The organism is Mycolicibacterium iranicum (assembly GCF_002101705.1).
Classification (GTDB): domain Bacteria; phylum Actinomycetota; class Actinomycetes; order Mycobacteriales; family Mycobacteriaceae; genus Mycobacterium; species Mycobacterium iranicum.
Genome location: NZ_LQPC01000017.1, coordinates 1 through 21,362, shown reverse-complemented (window position 1 = coordinate 21,362; position 21,362 = coordinate 1). Strand labels below are relative to the sequence as shown.

Annotated in this window: 21 protein-coding genes and 1 tRNA gene; 2 read left to right on the top strand and 20 right to left on the bottom strand. The window is 66.6% G+C overall.

Annotated features, from left to right (window positions below; all coding sequences use genetic code 11):
- Positions 1–81 precede the first annotated feature (81 nt).
- A tRNA-Pro gene (locus tag AWC12_RS03200) sits at positions 82–155 on the bottom strand.
- Positions 156–256: 101 nt separating this feature from the next.
- On the opposite strand from AWC12_RS03200, the gene AWC12_RS03195 reads away from it, so the two are divergent.
- Positions 257–1,747, top strand: a complete 1,491-nt coding sequence (locus AWC12_RS03195) for a cryptochrome/photolyase family protein (RefSeq protein ID WP_085172340.1) — start codon at positions 257–259, stop codon at positions 1,745–1,747.
- On the opposite strand, the gene AWC12_RS03190 is transcribed toward AWC12_RS03195, so the two are convergent.
- The 8 genes from AWC12_RS03190 to AWC12_RS03155 all read right to left on the bottom strand — a co-directional run bounded on the left by AWC12_RS03190 (position 1,727) and on the right by AWC12_RS03155 (position 9,078).
- Positions 1,727–2,653, bottom strand: a complete 927-nt coding sequence (locus AWC12_RS03190; protein WP_024449565.1) for a sulfite exporter TauE/SafE family protein — start codon at positions 2,651–2,653, stop codon at positions 1,727–1,729. The two genes, AWC12_RS03195 and AWC12_RS03190, sit on opposite strands and share 21 nt — an antisense overlap.
- 210 nt (positions 2,654–2,863) lie before the next feature.
- A complete protein-coding gene (locus AWC12_RS03185; protein ID WP_081660181.1) occupies positions 2,864–3,631 on the bottom strand; it encodes a sulfite exporter TauE/SafE family protein in 768 nt (255 codons plus the stop codon).
- 161 nt (positions 3,632–3,792) lie between these two features.
- Complete coding sequence (gene der / locus AWC12_RS03180) at positions 3,793–5,238, bottom strand: ribosome biogenesis GTPase Der (protein WP_024448891.1); 1,446 nt, start codon at positions 5,236–5,238, stop codon at positions 3,793–3,795.
- Entirely contained in the window at positions 5,235–5,921 is a 687-nt protein-coding gene (gene cmk, locus AWC12_RS03175; protein ID WP_024448892.1) for a (d)CMP kinase, read from the bottom strand. The genes der and cmk overlap by 4 nt, the downstream gene beginning before the upstream one ends.
- Complete coding sequence (locus AWC12_RS03170) at positions 5,918–6,661, bottom strand: pseudouridine synthase (protein ID WP_024448893.1); 744 nt, start codon at positions 6,659–6,661, stop codon at positions 5,918–5,920. Before AWC12_RS03170 ends, cmk begins: the two co-directional genes overlap by 4 nt.
- 2 nt (positions 6,662–6,663) lie before the next feature.
- Positions 6,664–7,389 (bottom strand): SMC-Scp complex subunit ScpB, encoded by a 726-nt coding sequence (gene scpB / locus AWC12_RS03165; RefSeq protein WP_024448894.1) that lies wholly within the window; start codon positions 7,387–7,389, stop codon positions 6,664–6,666.
- Positions 7,390–7,396: 7 nt separating this feature from the next.
- Positions 7,397–8,212 carry a segregation/condensation protein A gene (locus AWC12_RS03160; protein WP_024448895.1) on the bottom strand — a complete coding sequence of 272 codons (816 nt, stop codon included), beginning with the start codon at positions 8,210–8,212 and terminating at the stop codon, positions 7,397–7,399.
- Complete coding sequence (locus AWC12_RS03155) at positions 8,209–9,078, bottom strand: ParA family protein (protein ID WP_024448896.1); 870 nt, start codon at positions 9,076–9,078, stop codon at positions 8,209–8,211. Before AWC12_RS03155 ends, AWC12_RS03160 begins: the two co-directional genes overlap by 4 nt.
- 125 nt (positions 9,079–9,203) lie before the next feature.
- Here AWC12_RS03155 and AWC12_RS03150 point away from each other — a divergent pair, with 125 nt between their 5' ends.
- The gene (locus tag AWC12_RS03150; protein WP_085172338.1) at positions 9,204–9,938 is read left to right on the top strand and encodes an O-methyltransferase; all 735 of its coding nucleotides are present in this window, start codon (positions 9,204–9,206) and stop codon (positions 9,936–9,938) included.
- Here the strand turns inward: AWC12_RS03150 and xerD are convergent, their stop codons facing one another.
- From xerD to AWC12_RS03100, 11 genes are all read right to left on the bottom strand, one after another.
- Positions 9,939–10,892, bottom strand: a complete 954-nt coding sequence (gene xerD / locus AWC12_RS03145; RefSeq protein WP_024448898.1) for a site-specific tyrosine recombinase XerD — start codon at positions 10,890–10,892, stop codon at positions 9,939–9,941. It abuts the gene before it with no gap.
- Positions 10,889–11,524 (bottom strand): NUDIX domain-containing protein, encoded by a 636-nt coding sequence (locus AWC12_RS03140; RefSeq protein WP_024448899.1) that lies wholly within the window; start codon positions 11,522–11,524, stop codon positions 10,889–10,891. The genes xerD and AWC12_RS03140 overlap by 4 nt, the downstream gene beginning before the upstream one ends.
- A complete protein-coding gene (locus tag AWC12_RS03135) occupies positions 11,517–13,268 on the bottom strand; it encodes a CTP synthase (protein ID WP_024448900.1) in 1,752 nt (583 codons plus the stop codon). Before AWC12_RS03135 ends, AWC12_RS03140 begins: the two co-directional genes overlap by 8 nt.
- A 123-nt stretch (positions 13,269–13,391) precedes the next feature.
- Positions 13,392–14,333: a copper transporter gene (locus AWC12_RS03130; protein ID WP_085172336.1), complete on the bottom strand. Its 942-nt coding sequence runs from the start codon at positions 14,331–14,333 to the stop codon at positions 13,392–13,394.
- Between the two features lie 10 nt (positions 14,334–14,343).
- A complete protein-coding gene (gene steA / locus AWC12_RS03125; RefSeq protein ID WP_024448902.1) occupies positions 14,344–15,528 on the bottom strand; it encodes a putative cytokinetic ring protein SteA in 1,185 nt (394 codons plus the stop codon).
- Positions 15,529–15,630: 102 nt separating this feature from the next.
- Positions 15,631–17,433 carry a DNA repair protein RecN gene (gene recN / locus AWC12_RS03120; protein WP_085172334.1) on the bottom strand — a complete coding sequence of 601 codons (1,803 nt, stop codon included), beginning with the start codon at positions 17,431–17,433 and terminating at the stop codon, positions 15,631–15,633.
- Entirely contained in the window at positions 17,433–18,362 is a 930-nt protein-coding gene (locus AWC12_RS03115; protein WP_024448904.1) for an NAD kinase, read from the bottom strand. Before AWC12_RS03115 ends, recN begins: the two co-directional genes overlap by 1 nt.
- Complete coding sequence (locus AWC12_RS03110; protein ID WP_085172332.1) at positions 18,359–19,165, bottom strand: TlyA family RNA methyltransferase; 807 nt, start codon at positions 19,163–19,165, stop codon at positions 18,359–18,361. The genes AWC12_RS03115 and AWC12_RS03110 overlap by 4 nt, the downstream gene beginning before the upstream one ends.
- A 5-nt stretch (positions 19,166–19,170) precedes the next feature.
- Complete coding sequence (locus AWC12_RS30980; RefSeq protein ID WP_162834993.1) at positions 19,171–19,326, bottom strand: hypothetical protein; 156 nt, start codon at positions 19,324–19,326, stop codon at positions 19,171–19,173.
- A 13-nt stretch (positions 19,327–19,339) separates the two neighbouring features.
- Positions 19,340–20,353 carry an HAD-IIA family hydrolase gene (locus tag AWC12_RS03105; protein ID WP_085172330.1) on the bottom strand — a complete coding sequence of 338 codons (1,014 nt, stop codon included), beginning with the start codon at positions 20,351–20,353 and terminating at the stop codon, positions 19,340–19,342.
- Position 20,354: 1 nt separating this feature from the next.
- Positions 20,355–21,179, bottom strand: coding sequence for a tetratricopeptide repeat protein (locus AWC12_RS03100; RefSeq protein ID WP_085172328.1), 825 nt, complete (start codon positions 21,177–21,179; stop codon positions 20,355–20,357).
- Between the last annotated feature and the right edge of the window lie 183 nt (positions 21,180–21,362).

The window sequence follows — 21,362 nt, the reverse complement described above, 5'->3', positions numbered from 1 at the left end:
CCCGACAACCCCCGAAACGACAACAGCCGAACCTACAAACGTAGGTCCGGCTGTCGCCGATGTCCTGAGACATCACATGCGTCGGGCTGACAGGATTTGAACCTGCGACCACTTGACCCCCAGTCAAGTGCGCTACCAAGCTGCGCCACAGCCCGTGGTGCCTCCGGGATCGCCGGCAGGCGGACGAAAGCTTACAACAGCCTGACCCCTGGGTCCCAACCGCATCTGCGGTATCGGCGACGGGTACTACGGACAGATGGCGACGACGCGCGATGACACTCCCCTGTGGCTGTTCGCCGACCAGCTCGGTCCGGCGGTGCATGGCGGTGAGCACGCTCATCGCGAAGTCCTGCTTGTCGAGGCGGCGTCCGCACTTTCCCAGCGCCGCTATCACCGGCAGAAGCTGCACCTCGTCCTGTCTGCGCTCCGTCATGCCGAACGCGACCTCGGTGACCGCGCGACCCTGCTGCGCGCCGACACCTACACCGACGCCCTGACGCGGTTTAAGCGGCCCGTTCTCGTCCACGAACCCACCTCGCACGCCGCCGAACGATTCGTTCATCGCCTGCGTAAGCAAGGTCTTGTGGCCGACGTGCTGCCCACCCCCACTTTCGCGTTGCCGCGCAAGGATTTTGCGGAGTGGGCCGGGCAGCGCACCCGGTTCCGGATGGAGGATTTCTATCGGGATCAGCGTCGCCGCTTCGACGTGCTGATGAACGGTTCGGACCCGGTGGGCAATCGGTGGAACTACGACGAGGACAATCGCGAACCTCCGCCGAAGAAGCAGTCGACGCTCGACGTTCCGGCGCCCTACAAACCGCGCGAAGACGACATCGACGAGCAGGTGCGTCACGACCTGGATCGGATGGATCTCGACACCATCGGTGCTGACGGCCCGCGCCTGTTCGCCGTCACCCCCGCCGAAGCCAAGCGGGCGCTGACCCGGTTCATCGATCACAGGCTCGCCAGCTTCGGCCGCTACGAGGACGCGATGATGAACGACGACTGGGCGATGGCGCACTCCCTGCTGTCGGTGCCACTCAACTTCGGGGTGCTGCATCCGCTGGACGCCGTGGAGGCCGCCGAACGCGCCTACCACGACAAGAAGGCGCCGCTGGCAGCGGTGGAGGGCTTCATCCGGCAGATCCTCGGCTGGCGCGAATACATGTGGCATCTTTATTGGCACTTCGGGCCCGACTACACGTCCAAGAACGAACTCAACGCGCGCACCCACCTGCCCGACTGGTGGGCCGACCTCGATGCCGATGCCGTCACGGCCCGGTGCCTGCATGATGCGCTTGCCGGTGTCCGCGACCGCGGCTGGACCCACCACATCCAGCGGCTCATGATTCTGGGAAGCCATGCGTTGCAACGCGGTTACCGTCCTGACGAGCTCACCGAGTGGTTCGCGACGGCCTACGTCGACGGGTTTCGTTGGGTCATGCCGACGAACGTGGTCGGGATGAGCCAGCACGCCGACGGGGGTCTGCTTGCCACCAAGCCCTACACCTCAGGTGGGGCCTACATCAACAAGATGAGCAACCACTGCGGGGACTGCGAGTTCGACCCCAAGAAGCGTCTCGGTGAGAACGCGTGCCCCTTCACCGCCGGTTACTGGGCGTTCACCCACCGCCATCGCGACCTGCTCGCCAAGAACATGCGCACCCGCCGTGCGGTGTCGTCAATGGAGCGGCTCGGCGACCTCGAAGCCGTCTTGGAGCAGGAATCAGCGCGAGAGCGTTTCTGATTCGACGTCGCTCTCAGCACGCTGGCCACTCTCGACTGCGAACTTCGGTGCGCGCGACGTCCGCCACGCATAGACCACCAGGGAGACCCACGCGACGACGATCACCGAGTAGATCGCGGTCGACCACGGCCAGTGGATGTCGAAGAAGTGGACCAGCTTCTGACTGTTGGTCAACACGATGACACCGCCCACCGCAGAGCCCAGCAGCGCCGGGCTGACGCGGCTGACGAGCCATGCCGCGATCGGCGCGGAGATCACACCACCGACCATCAAGCCGACGACCACCGGCCAGTTGTCGAGAAACTCCTCGCGAAGCCCGATCAGGAATCCGAGGGAAGCCGATACCGACACCAGGAACTCCGACGCGCTGACCGAGCCGATGACGGTTCGCGGCGCGGTCTTGCCCTGCGACAGCAGCGTGCTCGTCGTGACGGGACCCCAGCCACCTCCGCCCGACGCATCGATGAATCCGCCGAACAACCCCAGCGGGGCGAGAAACTTGGCGCTGTGGCTGGTGCCCTTGGCGCCGAAAGTCAACGGAGTGCGCAACGAGAAACGCAACAAAACATAGATGCCGATGCCGACCAGAATCGCGGCCATCAACGGCGCGGCGTGCTCGGTGGACAGCGACGACAGAACCGAGGCGCCGAGGAAGGCGCCGAGAGCCCCGGGCACTCCCAGCTTGGCGACCAGCTTCCAGTCGATGTTCTTGAACTTCCAATGCGACAGACCCGAGGCGAAGGTGGTGCCCACCTCGGCGAGGTGGACGGCGGCGCTGGCCTGCGCGGCCCCGACGCTCGACAACACCAACAGCGTGGTCGCGGTGACGCCGAACGCCATACCCAGCGCCCCGTCGACCAGCTGGGCTCCGATACCGACGAGCGTGAAGATGAGAAGCGAACGCATGGGCTGCTTTCAGAAGGGGGTCGCGATGAGCGACCGGACGAATGGGCTGGGGCGTCAGGGACGCCGACAACACCACTCGTCGAAGGCCATCAGTCGACGCGACGGCCAGAAAGGCTCGAGCGCGGACACATCAGACGGCGCCGGCGTGACCAGCACGCGATCAGCCATCGAGAATCCCATCGTCGAGTCCTACCCAAAACCCTGCACAGCTTACACAGTCAACAAGCGCCACAGCCCGATCAATCCCACCACCACGATGACGCCGCGCAACATGCCCGGGGACAGTCGCCGTCCGTAGTGGGCTCCGACGAACCCCCCGATCAGAGATCCGACCGCGATCAGACCGGCGGCAGTCCAGCTGATCCGATCGAAGGCGACGACGGTGTAGGCCACGGCGGCCACGATGTTGACGATCAATGACAACAGGTTCTTCGCCGCGTTCATGCGCTGCATGTCCTCGGGCAGCAGCGCTCCCATCACGGCAATCAGCAGGATCCCCTGGGCCGCGGTGAAGTAGCCGCCGTACACGCCGACGGCGAACGTCCCGGCGACCAGTGCCGTCATCCGCGCCGCCGACACATGGTCGGCAGATTGCCCACTGGCCTCGGCCCGGCGCTTGGCCCAGGTCTGGATGCGCGGTCCGAGCACCACCAGGACCAGCGCCAGGATCAGCAAGACGGGAACGATCTGAATGAATACCTTCTCCGGAAGGTGCAGCAGCAGCCACGCCCCGCCTCCGGCACCGATGAACGACGCCGGAATCTGCCATTTGAGTCGCCTCCACTGACCCTGCAGCTCACGTCGGTAACCCCAGGTCCCGGATACGCCGCCGGCAACGAGGCCGACTGCGTTCGACATGGTCGCGGTGACCGGCGGGAAGCCGAGGGTTACCAGGGTCGGGAAGGTAATGAGGGTGCCCGAGCCCACGAGGGCGTTGATGGCACCGGCCCCCACACCGGCAAGGGCGATGAGGACCATATCGACTACGGACAAAACTGTTACCCGCTCCTCCCCCAACCAGACCTAGAAAAACCTCACCGACGAGCCTTCAGGCCCGATCCATGGTCGCTCCGCTAGCGCTTCGCTCCGCATCCATGGTCGCTCCGCTAGCGCTTCGCTCCGCATCCATGGTCGCTCCGCTAGCGCTTCGCTCCGCGCTTCTCCCGAACCCTGACGTTGATCCGGATCGGGCTGCCTTCGAAACCGAATGTCTCGCGCAGCCTGCGCTCAAGGAAGCGGCGGTAGCCGGCCTCGAGGAAGCCGGTGGTGAACAGCACGAAGGTCGGCGGCCTCGCCGTGGCTTGGGTGGCGAACAAAATTCTCGGCTGCTTACCGCCGCGCACCGGTGGCGGCGTCGCGGCCACCACCTCCTTGAGGAACGTGTTGAGCTGACCGGTGGTGATCCGCTTGTCCCACGACGCCAGCGACGTCTCCAACGCCGGCACCAGCTTCTGCACAGCCCTGCCGGTCTTCGCCGAGATGTTGACCCGCGGAGCCCACTGCAGCTGCGACAGCTGCAGATCGATCTCGCGGTCCAGCAGGTAGCGGCGGTCCTCGTCGACGAGGTCCCATTTGTTGAACGCCAGCACCAGAGCCCGGCCTGCCTCGATCACCATCGACAAGATCCGCTGGTCCTGCTCGGTCAGCGGCTGAGACGCATCGACGAGGACGATGGCCACCTCGGCGGAATCGATCGCTCCGTGGGTACGCACAGACGCGTAGAACTCGTGGCCGCTGGCCTGGCCGACCTTACGGCGCAACCCGGCGGTGTCGACGAAACGCCACAGCTTGCCCTCCATTTCGATCAGCGAGTCCACCGGGTCGACGGTCGTTCCCGCGACGTCGTGCACCACCGACCGCTCGTCGCCCGAAAGGCGGTTCAGCAGCGACGATTTGCCGACGTTCGGCTTGCCGATCAGCGCCACCCGGCGGGGACCGCCGCTACCGCCCGCCGACACTTCAGAAACGGTCGGCAGCGCCCTGACGACCGTGTCGAGCAGGTCGGCGACGCCACGGCCGTGCATGGCGCTGATCGTGTGCGGCTCTCCCAACCCGAGCGACCACAGCGCCGCGGCGTCGGCTTCACCCCGTTCGTTGTCAACCTTGTTGGCCGCCAGGAAGACCGGCTTTCCGGATCGCTGCAGCAGTTTCGCCGCGGCTTCGTCGGCCGCGGTGGCTCCGACGACTGAGTCGACGACGAAGATGATCCCGTCGGCGGTGCGCATCGCGACGGATGCCTGGTCAGCGACGAGTTGCTGCAGCCCCTTCGCATCGGGCTCCCATCCGCCGGTGTCCTGCACCACGAAGCGCTGTCCCGCCCAGGTCGCGTCATAGGACACCCGGTCGCGCGTCACGCCGGGGACGTCCTGAACGACCGCTTCCCTGCGGCCCAGGATCCGGTTCACCAGGGTGGACTTTCCGACGTTCGGCCGGCCGACGACGGCCACCACGGGTGGCGGCGCCGACACTTCCTCGATCGCCTCGGCAACCTCTTCGGCCCCGACTTCCCAGTCGCCCTCGTCGAACCAGACGCCGTCCCCGGCGTCCGAGCCATCACCTCGGGTGTCTGCATCGTCCGAAGTCATTGTCCTACACCCACTTTCTGTGCGACGAGCTCAGTCAGATGAGTGATGACCTCGGACTGATTCATCGTGCTGGTGTCCACCACGATGGCGTCGTCGGCGGCGCGCAATGGCGACACTGCACGGGTGGAGTCGAGGTGATCACGTCGCTTGACGTCGGCGAGCACCGCCTCGTAATCGCTGGGGAGCCCGCCTGCCACGTTCTGGCCGTGACGGCGTCTCGCCCGCTCTTCGGCCGAGGCGGTAAGGAAGATCTTCACGTCGGCGTCGGGCAGTACCACGGTCCCGATGTCCCGGCCTTCGACGACGACGTTGCCCGACGTCGAGGCGAGTTCGCGCTGCAGTTCAACGAGGCGCTGGCGCACCTCGGGAACTGCGGACACGGCCGACACCGCCTTGGTGACGGCATCGCCACGAATCTCCGCCGAAACATCTTCTCCTGCAAGGCAACAGCGGTCCTCACCGGGATCATGCCCGACCGCCATATCGACATTCCCGATCGCCGCGGCGACGGCCGCCGGGTCGTCGAGATCGATGCCCGAGCGCAGCACACTCAGGGTCACAATCCGGTACATCGCGCCGGTATCGAGGTAGGCGGCGTTCAGCGCGGTCGCCAAACCCCTTGCCACCGATGACTTTCCGGTACCTGCGGGACCGTCGATCGCGATCACCAGGGATTGGCTCACAAACCCACCGCCTTGTACAGTTCGCCGATCTCCTTCTGAGTCAACACCCGGATGCTTCCGGGACGCTGGTCACCGAGGCTGACTGCACCGATGTCTGTCCGGACGAGTTCCTGCACCGGGAAGCCGACCTCGGCGAGCAGACGGCGCACGATGTGCTTGCGGCCTTCGTGGAGCGTCACCCGGACCAGCGTCTTGCCCGGGACGGTGTCTACCACTGCGAAGTCGTCGATCTGCACCGGCCCGTCGTCGAGTTCGACGCCACCGCGCAACTTCTTGCCCAACCCGCGCGGCACCGAGCCCAGCACGGTGGCCACGTAGGACTTCGGCACCTCGAAGGACGGATGCATCAGTCGGTGAGCCAACTCGCCGTCGTTGGTGAGCAGCAGCAGCCCCTCGGTGTCGGCGTCCAACCGTCCGACGTGAAACAGGTTCTTGTTTCCTCGAACCCGGTGCTCGACCAGGTCGCCGATGCAGGGACGCCCCCGATCGTCGGCCATCGTGGAATGCATCCCGCGCGGCTTGTTGATCGCCAGGTACATCCGCTCGTCATTGACCGCGATCCGGGCACCGTCGACGCGTATCACCGACACCTCGGGATCCACCCGGGTACCCAATTCGGTGACGATCTGGTCGTCGACCTCGACGCGGCCGTCGAGGATCATCTTCTCGGCGACCCGGCGGGATGCAATTCCCGCCTGGGACAACACTTTTTGCAGGCGCACACCTTCGCCATCGGTCATGTTCAGTCCTGATCCACGTCGAACGACGACGGCACCTCGGGTGCCGATGCCGTTCCGTTGAGTTTCATGAAACGCGGCTCTTCACTGAGGGTTTCACTGAGGTCGTCAATCACGTCGACGTCGGGCAGCAGCGGCGCGATGTCCGGCAGGTCGGTCAGCGACGTCAACCCCAGCCGCTCGAGGAACAACTCGGTGGTGGCGAACGTCACCGCGCCCGAGTCGTCGTCGGTGCCCGCTTCGGTGATCAGTCCTCGTGCCACCAGGGTGCGTATCACCGCGTCGACGTTGACGCCGCGCACCGCACTCACGCGGGCCCGCGTGACAGGCTGGCGGTAGGCCACCACCGCGAGGGTCTCGAGCGCGGCCCGGGTCAGCTTCGATCGGGCGCCGTCGAGCAGCAGTTTCTCGACATATGGCGCGTACTTGGAGCGGGTGTACATACGCCAACCGCCGCCGGCCTCACGCAGATCGATGCCGCTGTCTCGTGCGGCGAAACCGTCGGCGAGAACCTGCAGCCGCTCAGCTACGCGACCGGCTGGCTGGCCGGTGGCGGTGGCCAGTGCGTCAACGGATGCCGGGGTATCGACGACGAGCAGCAGCGCTTCGAGGACGGCGTCCAGCTCAGCCTCGTCCAGCTCAGGAGCTGCGGCCTCGTCGAACTCGTCGGTTCCGAGCTCGGCGCTGCGCTCGCCATCGAGCTCGTCCTGAGTCGAGATGTCTTCTGTCATCGTCTTTCTATTCCGCATCCGCGGTTGCCAGCTGATCGCTGGTCGGCCGCTCGCCGGTCCACGAAATCTGGAGCACACCAAGCGCTTCTGGTTGTTCGAATGCTACCGCTCGCGCTCGGTACAACTCGAGCAGCGCCAGGAACCTTCCGACGATCTCCATCGGCATTCGGCAATCGGCAACCAGGTCGGAGAACGTGGCCCAGTGGCCGATCCCCCGCTGCTCCAGCAGCGACATCAGGTTCGCGGCTTGCTCGGGCACCGAGACCGCCACCTGGTGCAGGTGGTCGAGGCCCACGGCGGGCACCGGGCGAGGGGTGAACGCTGCTGCGGCGATCTCGGCGAATCGCGCCGCGTCGACGCCAAGCATCACTTCGGGCAACAGATCGGAGAAGCGATCTTCGAGCGACACTGCGCGCGGATAGCTCCGCATTGCCGCGGCCTCGAGCTCGGCGAACATCTCTGCGACGTGCTTGAACGCCCTGTACTGCAGCAGCCGCGCGAACAGCAGATCGCGAACTTCCAGAAGCGCCAGGTCCTCCTCGTCGTGGATTTCACCTGCGGGCAGCAGGCGCGCAGCCTTCAGGTCGAGCAGGGTGGCCGCGACCACCAGGAACGACGTCGTCTCATCGAGCTCTAGCTGAGCCCCGATCGCCTTGGTGTACGCGATGAACTCGTCGGTGACCTGATGCAGCGCCACCTCGGTGACGTCGAGCCGGTGACCGAAGATTAGTTGCAGCAGCAGGTCGAACGGGCCCTCGAAGTTGCTGAGCCGAACTTGGAACCCAGCCTGAGCCGACGCGTCTTCAGGCGCTGCCTCGCTCACGCGCCGAACCGGTGGATGACCTCACGCGCCAGCGCCCGATATGCTTCGGCCCCAGCCGATTTGGGCGCCCAGGTGGTGATGGGTTCGCCGGCGACACTGGTTTCGGGGAAGCGCACGGTGCGGGTGATGACGGTGTCGAACACGAGATCGCCGAACCGCTCGACCACACGCGCCATCACCTCGCGCGAGTTCACCGTCCTGGGGTCGTATCGGGTGATCAGAATTCCGCTGATCGACAGCTTCGGGTTGAGCCGGTCGTGCACCTTCTCGACGGTGTCGGTCAGCAGGGCCAGACCGCGCAGCGAGAAGAACTCGCACTCGGTGGGAATGATGACGCCGTCGCTGCACGCCAACCCGTTGACGGTGAGCAGCCCGAGCGACGGCTGGCAGTCGATCAGGACGTAGTCGTAGCGGTCCAGTACCGGGTAGAGCGCGCGGGCCAACGACTGCTCGCGACCCACCTCGTTCACCAGTTGGATCTCTGCGGCGGACAGGTCGATGTTGCTCGGCACAAGATCCAGGCCGGGCACGCGTGTCGTGATAAGCACCTGATCGATCGATACCCGCGGCTCCACCAGCAGGTTGTGCACGGTGTGGTCCAGTTCGTAGTGCGGCACCCCGAGCCCCGCCGACAGCGCACCCTGCGGATCGAGGTCGACGAGCAGCACCCGCCTGCCGTACTCGGCGAGGCTGGCCCCCAGGTTGATCGTGGACGTCGTCTTGCCGACGCCGCCCTTCTGATTGCACATCGCGATCACCTTGGCCGGACCGTGCGAGGTGCGTGGTGCGGGCTCGGGGATGGCCCGGGGCAGACGGCCGGTCAGGCCGGGTGTCGGCTCGGGGTCCAGTCCGGTGTCGTCGGTCATGCCGGACCGTCGCTGGTCAGGCAACCCTCAGGCATGGCGGACATCCGGGCAAGTTTAACGGTGCGCAACGCGCTGGTGAGCCAGACCCGCAGGCAACACGCCCGCGACCCTCCTAATCTGTCGGCATGGGCATCAGGTCATGGGCACGGCTGGCGGCCGGCATGCCGTCTTTCATCCGAACGGGTCAGATCGGCGACGGGCGCGAAGCGGCCTGCGCCGCATACGTCGAGGCCAGTGCCCGCCCCGGCGATATCGGCGACGCCCTGGCCGCGATCGACTCCTTCGCCTACGAACAGTCGATGCTGATCAACATCGGCGACAAGAAGGGCACGCTGCTCGACGCGGCCGTGCGCCGGGCCGACCCAGGCCTGGTACTCGAGCTCGGCACCTACTGCGGGTACAGCGCCCTTCGAATAGCGGCGGCAGCCCCGTCGGCACGGATCTACTCGGTCGAGTTCTCAGCGGCGAATGCCGATGTGGCGCGACGGATCTGGGCGCACGCCGGGGCCGCCGACCGGATCACATGCGTCGTCGGCACCCTCGGCGACGACGGCCGCACCGCCGACACGCTGGCCCGCGACCACGGGTTCACCGACGGGGCTGTCGACCTGGTGTTCATCGACCACGACAAACGGGCTTACCTCTCCGACCTGCGCACGATCCTCATGCGCAATTGGTTGCACCAAGGCTCGATCGTCGTCGCCGACAATGTCGGCATTCCCGGCGCGCCTGCCTACCGGGCGTACATGCGCGGCAGTGAAGGCACGGTGTGGCACACCATCGAGCACCGCACACACGTCGAGTACCAGCGGCTGCTTCCCGACCTGGTGCTGGAATCGGAGTATCTAGGCCAGCGCTGATCACTGCGCCCGTGGGTGCGCTCCTGCCCACACCTCGCGCAGTGCGTTCACCGTGACCATCGTGTAGATCTGCGTCGTCGTCACCGACGCGTGCCCGAGCAGTTCCTGCACGACGCGAACGTCTGCGCCGCCGTCGAGCAGGTGGGTGGCGAACGAATGCCGCAACACGTGCGGCGACACCGTCGCGGTGATACCCGCCCGGTCGGCGGCGTCCTGCAGCACCTGCCATGCGCTTTGGCGCGACAGCCGTCCGCCGCGGGCATTGAGGAAGATCGCAGGCGTGCCCCGGCCGCGACGCGCCAGGTCCGGCCTGCCACGCACGAGATAGGTGTCGAGTGCGGTCACGGCCGGTCGCCCGATGGGGATCAGCCGCTGCTTGCCGCCCTTGCCTCTCAGGAGGACGGACCTGGCCTTGGTGTCAACGTCGTCGATGTCGAGGCCGACGGCTTCCGAGATCCGCGCGCCGGTCGAGTACAGCAGCTCCAACAGCGCGCGGTTGCGCAGTGTCAGCGGGGAGTCGGCGTCGCTGTCGCCCCCGGCGGCCTCCAACAACGCGAGCACCTCGTCAAGCGTCAGGCTCTTGGGCAGCCGGCGACTCGGGGTCGGCGGCTTCACGTCGCGGGCCACGTCTATCGCGGCGATGCCTTCGGCCGCCGCAAACTTGTGCAGTCCACGCACTGCGATCAGGGCACGGGCGGCCGACACCGCGGACAGCGGCACCACGCCGTTGTCCGGATCGCCGCGCCTCAGGGATACCAGGAACTCGCTGACGTCGGCCTCGGTGACGCCGGCTAGGTCCGTGACGCTCCGCGACGAGAGGTGATCGGCGTAGCGGCGCAGGTCTCTGCGGTAGGAGCTGAGGGTGTTGGCCGCCACGCCGCGTTCGATCGCGAGGTGGTCGAGATAGCTCTGGAGCTGTTCGTCCAGTACCGGAGATTCGACGCCTGTGGTCATTGGTGGCCCATTCGACGGGCGAACGCTCCGGGGCGATCGGTCCACGGGGCGTCGACGGGTCTCAGCGTCGCGACGTCGGGCATCGCATGCGCGGCGAGGATGCCTGCGACCGCGATGGAGTTCACGATGTCTCCGGAGTACACCTTCGCGACGGCGTCGGCGAGGTCGAACCGTTCCACCTTCAGATCCGCTTCCTCGTCGTGCGCCTCGGGCCGCTCGACCTCGCTCAGTCCAGTGGCCAGGAACACCCGCACGCTCTCGTCGCAGAACCCGGGTGCGGAATTGGTATCGACAAGGGTGCGCCAGGTGTCGGCCGCAAGACCCACTTCCTCGGCCAACTCGCGAGCCGCCGACCGGTGCGGCTCCTCACCGCTGAAATCGAGCAGACCCGCAGGCAGTTCCCACAGCCGCCTGCCGAATGCGTGGCGGTACTGATGAACCAGCACGATCCGGCCGTCGTCGTCCAACGCGACGATGGCGACCGCACCGAAATGCTCGACAACTTCCCGCCGCGCGGTGCGACCGCCTGGCATTCGCACCTCGTCAGCGCGCAGCGCCAGAATCTTGCCGACATACACCGTCTCGCTGGCGGCAACGGAGAACTCGTGACTGCCCGGTGCGTCCTCAGCCACGGGCCGGGGCGTCCTCGAGGGCGTGTTCGGCGCCGTTGGACTGTTGGTCAGGAATCGCCGGCATCTCGACCGGGAGTCGTTCGCCGTTGCTGTACTCGACCGCCGCCCCTATGAAGGCGACGAACAATGGGTGCGGGCGGGTGGGCCTGCTCTTGAGTTCGGGATGAGCCTGGGTGCCGACGATGAACGGGTGCACCTCGGGCGGATACTCGACGAACTCGACGAGATGACCGTCGGGCGAGGTACCCGAGAATCGCAGGCCGCTTTCGGAGATCCGGTCACGGTAGGCGTTGTTCACCTCGTATCGGTGCCGGTGCCGCTCGGAGACCTCGGTGGCATCGTAGGCCTTGGCGACCAACGAATTCTTCTGCAGCACAGCGGGATACGCACCGAGGCGCATCGTGCCGCCGAGGTCGGCCTCGCCCGCAACGGCGTCGCGCTGATCGGCCATCGTGGAGATGACCGGATCGGGGGTCTCGGGGTCGAACTCCGCGGAGTTGGCCCCGGACAGACCGACCGAGCGCGCCGCTTCGATGACGATGCACTGCAGGCCCAGGCACAGGCCGAGCACGGGCAGACCGCGCTTGCGGGCGTAGCGGATCGCACCGACCTTGCCCTCGATGCCACGGATACCGAAGCCGCCGGGGATGAGCACGCCGTCGACGTCGGCGAGCGCTGTCGCGGCGCCGATATCGGTTTCGCAGTCATCGGACGGGATCCATCGGATATCCACCTTGGCGTGGTGGGCAAAGCCACCCGCACGCAACGCCTCGGCTACCGACAGGTAGGCATCCGATAGGTCGATGTACTTGCCCACCAATGCAATTCGCACGGTTTCCCGCGGTTCGTGCACCCGGTGCAGGAGGTCGTTCCACTGGGTCCAGTCAACGTCACGGAACGGAAGATTCAACCGCCGTACCACGTAGGCATCGAGTTCCTCGCGGTGCAGCACCTTGGGGATGTCGTAGATCGACGGGGCATCCGGGGTGGAGATGACTCCGTCGATGTCGACGTCGCACATCAGCGCGATCTTGTTTTTCAGCGGTTCGGGGACGTCGCGGTCACAGCGCAGGATCAGAGCGTCCGGCGTGATGCCGATGCTGCGCAGCGCGGCGACAGAGTGCTGGGTCGGCTTGGTCTTGAGCTCGCCCGAGGGCGCCATGTACGGGACCAGCGAGCAGTGGAGGAAAAAGCAGTTCTCCCGGCCCACCTCGTGGCGCACCTGACGGGCGGCCTCGAGAAAGGGCAGCGACTCGATGTCGCCGACGGTGCCGCCAACCTCGGTGATGACCACGTCGGGCCGGTTCCCATCGACGTCCGGCGCGGCCATCTCAAGGACACGCCGCTTGATTTCATCGGTGATGTGCGGGATCACCTGGACGGTGTCCCCGAGGTACTCGCCACGACGCTCCTTGGCGATCACCGTCGAATAGACCTGACCAGTGGTGACATTGGCCGAGCCGGACAGATCGCGGTCCAGGAAGCGCTCATAGTGACCGACGTCGAGATCGGTCTCGGCGCCATCCTCGGTGACGAACACCTCGCCGTGCTGGAACGGGTTCATGGTGCCCGGATCCACGTTGAGGTAAGGATCGAGCTTCTGCATCGTTACTTGCAGGCCCCGCGCGGTGAGGAGCTGGCCGAGGCTGGAAGCCGTCAAACCTTTACCGAGCGACGACACCACACCACCGGTGACGAAAAGGTGTTTGGTGGCCGTTTGCGGGTGCTTGCGTAATGATGGCAAGAACTACCTCCGTGATGACCGGGCAGGGCTTGTTTCGCTGGGTTCGCACCCGGTTTGGGGCCTGCCGACCCACGGAATCTCACCCTAACACCGACACCGACAAGGTGTCGGTGACGCGCCGGGTTACTGCGGCACAGTGACCGACGTGGCTCCCTGGCCGATGCCGAATTGGTCAGGCTTGGCCCCGTTGGCCAGCGCGCTGAGCGCGAGCACGGACGTGATGCGGCCCGATTCGCTGTCGACGTTGTCGACGGTGCTGACAGCGTTCTTGAGCGCGGCGTCAGACCTCGTGACGGCAACGGCGGCGGTCCCGGTGGCCGACCCATCGCGGCCGACGAGGACGGTGCCCGAGCCGTGCGGCGCGAGACCGGAGGCGAAACGAGCGACCGTGGCACCCTGGTTGCCGGCGTCCTCACCCAGTGGCCCGCCGGTGACGACGAGTGCGGTGTTGGCCGCACCGATGCGCTCGGTGCCGTACGTCACGAAGCCGGTGTCGCGCAGCGCGGCCAGCACGGTGTCGCGCTGGGTGTCGTCGACCGGCGCCGCTTTCGGGTCCCTGTCGATCAGCAGTGTGATGCCGAGCAGATCGCCGGCCTGCGAGCCCTGGTCGACGGTGGCGGTGCTCAACTGGGCCCCGGCCGGCACGATCGGCGAGTTCACCACCGACAGCAGTTTCTCGGCCGAGTTGGCGTCGACGAACTCCTGGGTCAGACCGATGGTCCCCGTGACCGTGCCGCCGCCTGCTGCGACGAGACGCGTCAACGCTTCGACGTCGTCATCGGCGGCGTCGGGGGTCCGGAAGATGATCACCGACTTCTTGGCCAGCGTGTTCTGCAGGATCCTGGGCGCCATCTGAGCATCGAAATCACCAGCGGCGCTGAGCTTCTCGTTCAGCATATTGCGGTCGTCGGTCAAGGTGTCGATCTGCTGCTGCATGTCCTGCTTGTCGTCGCGCAGGCCGGACAGCACGGTGTTGGACAGCATCCCCGACCCCAGAGCCACGCCGATGGCCAGCGCCAGGAACACCGCAGCGAGCGAAATGGCGTGCGAGCGCAGCGAGATCATCGTCAGTTCCCTACGAGACCAGGCCCTGGACCCACAGCAGGAACTGGTTCCAGTACTGCGACACCCACTCCAGCACGGCGGCATCGGCGCGCGACACCCACAGCGCCGCAATCACCGCAATGAGCATCGCGAGGACCAGGAGCGCGATCGCGCCGCCGGAGACCCGGCTGCGGTACAGCGTGGCCACCGCTTTGGCGTCGACGAGCTTCTCGCCGACTTTCATGCGGGTCAAGAACGTTGACGGATTGCTCTGCTGTCGGGTGCGGTCGAAGAACTCCTCGATGCTGGCGGTGTGACCGACGGTGACGATCAAGGACGCGCCGTGATGGTCGCAGAGCAGCAGGGCGAGGTCAGCCGCCGAGCCAGCGGCGGGGAACGTCATCGCGCCGACGCCGAGATCCTGAATGCGCTCCAGGCCCGCCGCATGTCCATCGGCATCGGCGGGCAGCACAACCTGGGCGCCGCAGCGCAGCACCTCGGTGCTGATCTTGTCGGGATCACCGACGATCAGCGCCGGCCGGTAGCCCGCCTTGCGCAGGATGTCAGCGCCCGTGCCGACGCCGACGAGGACCGGCTGATACTCCTTGATGAACGGTTTGAGTGCTTTGAGGTCGGCGGCGGCGTTGTCTTCCTCGGCCACGATCACGACGTGGCGGCGGTTCATGTCGACGTCGACGTCGGGGATCCCGATCCCGTCGATCAGCAGCGGGCTCTCGCTGCGGATGAATTCGATGGTGTTGCCGGCGAAGGCTTCCAGGTGTGCGACGAGACCTCCCTTGGCCTCTTGCATCAATTCGTGGATGTCGGCGTCGGTGCGCTCGGTGCCGAGAATCAGCCGCCGGTCACCGGAGTACACGCCTCCCTCGTTGAGTCGGATGCGCGCGCCGTCCTTGACCTTCTTGAAGACCTCGGGGCCCGTGTCGTCGACGAGTGCGATGCCGTTGGCCACCAGCACCTCGGGGCCGAGGTTGGGGTAGCGACCCGAGATGGATGACGATGCGTTCACCACGGCGGCGACGCCGGCGTCGACAAGGGCGTCGGCAGTGACGCGGTCCAGGTCGAGCGCATCGAGGACGACGATGTCACCCGGGGTGATCCGTCTCAGAAGTCGATCGATGTCCCGGTCAACCCGGGCGGTGCCGGTGATACCTGGCTTTGAGCTGGCATTACGGGACAGCAACGCAGACATCTTCATGGCCCGATTCTGGACAGGCGTGCCGCCGAATTGTCGGAGGCGCGCCGTAACACCAGCCTCAGAAGTTATCTCTCGTCACTTGAGTCACAGGCTTCACACCAGTCACACCCTGGTGGTGGCCTCGCTTGAGGAGGCTTTGTCCTTGCGTGCCGCGTCGAGCAGATCGCGCGCATGCGCCCGGCCGCTGTCGGACTCCCCCAGTCCGGCGAGCATCCTCGCCAGCTCGGCGACTCGATCGTCGTCGTCGAGTCGGCGGACGCCGCTCGACTTCGCCCTGGCCTTCTTGCCGTCGTCACGACCGGTGACTCCCTCGACGACGAGGTGGGCGTCGGCATACGCCGCCACCTGGGGAAGGTGGGTGACCACGATGACCTGGTGCGTGCGCGCCAGCCGCGCCAGCCTGCGACCGATCTGAACCGCCGCTCGCCCCCCGACGCCGGCGTCGACCTCGTCGAACACCATCGTCGTGCCTTCGGTCGATGCCGAAAGCACCACCTCCAGCGCCAGCATCACCCGCGACAACTCGCCACCCGACGCGCTCTTGTTCAGCGGTAACAGGTCGGAACCGCCGTGGGCCGCGAAACCGAACTCGACGGCATCCGCCCCGTCATGGCCGGCGTGCACAGTGGTACCGGAAGGGAGCGCCAGCGGGGCGCTGTCGTCGGCGCGCGCAGCCAGGGGCGCGACCGAGATCATGAACTCGGCGCCGGACATCGCCAAGCCCGACAGCTCGGCCGTGACGGCCTTCGACAAGCCTTTGGCCGCCTTGACCCGCACCTTCGTGACATCCTCGGCCGCCGAGACCACCTTCGCCTGCAGCTCGGAGACGCGGCGTTCCATTCCGGCCAGCGTCTCTTCGGACACGTCGAGCTGCGAGAGGCGTTCGCGAGCCTGCTTGGCCCAGCTCAGTACCCCGTCGATGTCCGCGGCGTACTTTCTGGTCAATGTCCGCAGCTCGGCTTGGCGGGCCAGCTTTGTTTCCAATGTGCTTGCGTCACTGGGAAGTTCGGAGAGGTACTGGCTGAGCTCACCGGACACGTCGACCAGCACCGTCAGAGCCGCCCCCAGCTGCTCGGCCAGCGACTTGAGAGGAGCGTCGTCGGTGTTCTCCAGGGCGGTGCGCGCCTGGCCGACCGCGCCCGCAGCGGAGAACCCGTCGGCGCCTTCGTCGCCGTCGCCTGACAGTGAGGCCCGCGCCGTTTGGACAGCCTCGCGCAGCGCGTCGAGTTCAGACAACCTCCGGATGTCGGCCACGAGGGCCTCGTCCTCACCGGATTGCGGTGCTACCACGTCGATCTCGTTCAGTGCGAACTGCAGCCGGTCGGCCTCCTGAGCCAGCTCCCGGGTGCGGCGGCGTCGGTCCTCGAGGTCACGCCTGGCGCCGAGCCATTGTTCACGGACAGAGCGGTAGCGCTCAAGCCGGTGACCGACGTCGGCGTAGCGATCGAGTGCGGCGCGCTGCTCGTCGGGCCGCATCAAGCGCAACTGGTCGTTCTGGCCGTGCAGCGTCAACAGTTCGTTGGTGAACTCGCTCAGTGACTTCGCGGGCACGCTGCGGCCGCCCAGGAACGCTCGCGACGGGCCGTCCCGATTGACCGAACGCGCAGCGATGACGCTGCCGTCGTCGTCACGTTCGGCACCCGAGGAGTCGAGGATCTCTTCGACCTGGGCGATCACCGACGCACCGAGTTCGGTTGTGGTGAAACGACCTTCGACGACAGCACGGTCTGCGCCCGAACGCACCTTGGTCGCATCAGCGCGGGCGCCGCCGAGAAGATGCAGTCCGGTGACGACCATCGTCTTGCCCGCGCCGGTCTCGCCGGTGAGCACCGTCAGCCCCCCGTCGAACTCGGCCGTCGCGGCATTGATGGCGCCCAGCGCCTCGATTCGGATCTCCGCTAGCACTACTGCCCGCGCCACCCTGTGACCGGCAACCGGAACTTGCGCACCAGCCGGTCGGTGAACGGAGCGCTGTCGAGCCTCACCCACTTCAGCGGCGTACCGCACCGGATCACCTCCAGCCGTCCGCCCGCGGGCACGACCATCTCGCGCCGCCCGTCGCAGAACACCAGCGCATCGTGACCTGTCGCCTCGATCTCGATCGCGATCGAGGCCTCCGGACTGGTCACCATCGGACGGGCGAACAACGCGTGCGCGTTGTTCGGCACCACGATGATTGCCTCCAGGTCGGGCCACAGCACCGGTCCGCCCGCCGAGAACGCATAGGCCGTCGACCCCGTCGGGGTGGACACCAGCACGCCGTCACACCCGAACGACGACACCGGCCGTCCATCGACTTCGACGACCACTCCGAGCACCCCCAGCCGCGGACCTTTCTCCAGGCTCGCCTCGTTGAGCGCCCATCCGCGGTCCAGGATCTCGCCCCCTGCACGGACGGTGACGTCGAGCGTCATCCGGTTCTCGACGCGATAGTCGCGACGGACGATGTGGTCGATCACGGTGTCGATCGCCTCTGCCTCGGCCTCGGCCAGGAAGCCGATCTTGCCCAGGTTCACGCCCAGCACAGGGATCTCCACGTTGCGTGCCAGTTCTGCGGCACGCAGGAAGGTCCCGTCGCCACCGAGCACAAGCACCAGCTCGCACCCTTCTGCGGCGCGCTCATCGGCGTCAACCACCGTGATCTCGGCACCGAGGGCTCTTCTGTCATCGGGTGAGAGCGGTATCGGGCCGCGGTCGACTGCCTCGGCGGACAGCGCACGCAACCCGATCCCGTTGTCGGCGAGGACCTTTTCGACCCGACGCGCGACATCGGCGGCATCGGGGCGACCGGTGTGCACGACGAGCAGGATGGTGCGTTCGGGGTTGCCCGTCATTGGGGTCCCTCCTCGACTGCTTGGTGCACCACGGCTTCGAACACGTCGGGTGGCATCGGGTCGGTCTGCGCCCGTAGGTGCAGGAAGTACTCGACATTGCCGGCGGGTCCAGGCAACGGGCTGGCGGTCACGGCGACAGCGTGCCAGTTCAGCTCGGCCGCTCGGCGCGCGACCCCGCGCACCGCATCCACGCGCAGCAGCGGATCAGAGACCACACCGCCGGCACCGACCCGGTCTTTGCCGACCTCGAACTGCGGTTTCACCATGGGAACGATATCGGCGCCGGGTGACGCGCATGCGGTCAGTGCGGGCAGCACCGTCGCCAGCGAGATGAACGACAGGTCCGCGACGATGAGGTCGACAGGCCCGCCGATCGCTTCGACGGTGAGGTCACGCACGTTGGTGCGTTCCATGACGATCACCCGCGGGTCGGTGCGCACCGGCCACGCCAGCTGGCCGTACCCCACGTCGACGGCAACGACTTCACGGACATCGCGACTCAGCAGGACCTGGGTGAATCCCCCGGTGGAGGCGCCGGCATCGAGGCATCGGCGGCCCTCGACGTCGAGTCCGAAACCGTCAAGGGCCCCGATCAACTTGTGCGCGCCGCGTGACACCCAGGTGTCCTCGTCGCCGTGGTCGACAGTCAGATTGGCATTCACCGAAACAGCGGTGGCGGGTTTGGCGGCCGGCATTCCGTCCACGCGGACCCGGCCGGACCCGATCAGCTCGGCCGCCTGCTGGCGCGAACGGGCGAGTCCTCGTCGAACCAGTTCGGCGTCCACACGTGCGCGACGCGTCACGCGGATCAGCCCTTCTCGACCGATTCCAGCGCACGCACCAACAGATCGTGGGCCTCTTCGAGACGCGCCGCCACGGCGTCCAGATCGGACGCCGACAGGTCGAACGGCTCGCCGAGGAGTTCGACGACCTGGGCGCGGATCTGGTCGGCTTCGTTAGTCATGTCGGAGTTCACGCTAGTCGATGCGGGGCGACACCAGCGACCACCGTTCGACGGCCTGTCGCGCCTCGTCGCCTACGCCGATGATGGGCCTTCTGAGGATGTCGGCGGACCACACCGTCGCGGCCACGGCGCGGACCACGGACAGCGCATCGCCCGGGTCTGCCCCGGTGGACGTCACCGTGACGCCCCGGTCGGTGATGTCGACGTGCCATCCAGGGTGACGCGCGATACGCAGCAGGTCAGCTTCCTGCGCGGTGAGGGCGCGCAGATCTTCGGCAAGGAAGTCAGGCCGTTGCTCGGGGATCGCCCAGATCGCATCCTCTGCGGAGTTCACGCCGGAGAGCACCATCAGGCTGGGCAGTTGCGATGCGACGGCGCCGGCGATATCGGTGTCGAGACGGTCTCCGACGACCAGCGGGGTGTCGAACTGGCCGCGGGACAGCGCATCTGACATCAGCGCCGGTGCAGGCTTACCGGCAACCTGGGGATCGGCGTCGGTGGCGGTGCGTAGCGCGGCGACCATGGAACCGTTGCCGGGGAGCAGGCCGCGTTCCGAGGGCAGAGTCTTGTCGACATTGGCGGCAACCCACAGTGCACCGGAACGAATGGCCAGGGCTGCTTCGGCGAGGATCTGCCACCCTGTCTCCGGATTGTGCCCCTGCACGACCGCGGCCGGAGCGTCCGCCCATTCCCGCACGGGCTCCAGTCCCACGCCCCTGACCTCGGCGGCCAGTGAATCCGTACCGATGACGAGCACCTTCGCTCCGCCGGGGAGTTGCTCTCCGAGTAGACGGGCCGCGCTTTGCGCGCTGGTGACGACGTCTTCCGGCACCGCCGAGAACCCGAGTTCGCCAAGATGGTCGGCGACCTGACCGGCACTGCGCGATGCGTTGTTCGTGACGAACAGGATCCGAGACTCGACCGCTGCCAGTGTGTCGACCGCGCCCGGTGTGGGCTCATGTCCGCGGAACACGGTGCCGTCGAGGTCGAGCAACAGACAATCATGTTGCTGCGCAAGAGTGCTCACGTCAGGAAAGCTCCGTAATCCGATCCTCGGCGTCGGTGACCCCTTCGACATCAGCCTTGGCTGCGTGCAGGAACCATTGCAGCGCTTCGTCTTTGCGGCCGAGGGCGAGCAGCGTCTCTGCGTAGGCATAGAAGAGTCGCGCCGAGGTCTGACCGGATCGGGACGGATCGAGCGCAGGGCTGGAGAGAAGGGCGAGCGCCTGCTCATGCTGTCCGAGATCAGAACGGGCGCCGGCCACGACGATGCGAAGTTCGTCGGCGTCGTCGCCGGTGAGCTCCGCGGCCTCGGGGCTGCGGGCAAGTTCGATGGCACGCTCCGGTCGCCCGACGCCGCGCTCACAATCCGCGATGAGCGCCAATAGTGGTGAGCGACTGCCCATTCGACGTGCCGCGCGAAGCTCAGCGAGGGCTTGCGCCCAATCTCCACACTGATAGGCGGCGATGCCAACGGCTTCGCGGACGGCGGCGATGCGGCCCGAGCGGGCACGCGCCGCGCGGGCGTGCTCCAAGGCGGCTTCGGGGTCCTCGTCCAGCAGCTCACCGGCGGCGACGAGATGCCGCGCAACGATGTCGGCAGTCGATTTGTCGAGCGTAGTGAGTTCACCGCGGATCTCGGGGGCGAGTTGTCGGGCCTCGATCTCCGGCGGGATTCGGGGCCCGCTGGGACGGTTGTCCTCACTGTCGGGACGCGGTTGTGCGGGACGTGCCCGGTTCGGTCCCGAAAAACGCGGAGCCGAACGTTGATCCCTGCGGGGTCGCTGTCCGCTGCCGTTGGAGGCGCGGTTGGGTCGACGATCTCCGCGGCCACCCTGATTGTCTTGGGGCACAAAGAAAGGATACGGCCAAGATCTTTTGGCTCATAATTAATGCCCGGTGCGCAAATACGCGCGCAAATTGGAAATCGCCCCCCACGCAATTGTGGGGGGCGATTCCTAATTTGTGTTCGGCGGTGTCCTACTTTTCCACCCGGGTGGGTAGTATCATCGGCGCTGGTAGGCTTAGCTTCCGGG

Coding starts and splice junctions, on each gene's coding strand:
- AWC12_RS03195 (WP_085172340.1), top strand. CDS start 257: ATGGCGACGACGCGCGATGACACTCCCCTGTGGCTGTTCGCCGACCAG.
- AWC12_RS03190 (WP_024449565.1), bottom strand. CDS start 2,653: ATGCGTTCGCTTCTCATCTTCACGCTCGTCGGTATCGGAGCCCAGCTG.
- AWC12_RS03185 (WP_081660181.1), bottom strand. CDS start 3,631: ATGGTCCTCATCGCCCTTGCCGGTGTGGGGGCCGGTGCCATCAACGCC.
- der (WP_024448891.1), bottom strand. CDS start 5,238: ATGACTTCGGACGATGCAGACACCCGAGGTGATGGCTCGGACGCCGGG.
- AWC12_RS03170 (WP_024448893.1), bottom strand. CDS start 6,661: ATGACCGATGGCGAAGGTGTGCGCCTGCAAAAAGTGTTGTCCCAGGCG.
- scpB (WP_024448894.1), bottom strand. CDS start 7,389: ATGACAGAAGACATCTCGACTCAGGACGAGCTCGATGGCGAGCGCAGC.
- AWC12_RS03155 (WP_024448896.1), bottom strand. CDS start 9,078: ATGACCGACGACACCGGACTGGACCCCGAGCCGACACCCGGCCTGACC.
- AWC12_RS03150 (WP_085172338.1), top strand. CDS start 9,204: ATGGGCATCAGGTCATGGGCACGGCTGGCGGCCGGCATGCCGTCTTTC.
- xerD (WP_024448898.1), bottom strand. CDS start 10,892: ATGACCACAGGCGTCGAATCTCCGGTACTGGACGAACAGCTCCAGAGC.
- AWC12_RS03130 (WP_085172336.1), bottom strand. CDS start 14,333: ATGATCTCGCTGCGCTCGCACGCCATTTCGCTCGCTGCGGTGTTCCTG.
- steA (WP_024448902.1), bottom strand. CDS start 15,528: ATGAAGATGTCTGCGTTGCTGTCCCGTAATGCCAGCTCAAAGCCAGGT.
- AWC12_RS03115 (WP_024448904.1), bottom strand. CDS start 18,362: ATGACGGGCAACCCCGAACGCACCATCCTGCTCGTCGTGCACACCGGT.
- AWC12_RS30980 (WP_162834993.1), bottom strand. CDS start 19,326: ATGACTAACGAAGCCGACCAGATCCGCGCCCAGGTCGTCGAACTCCTC.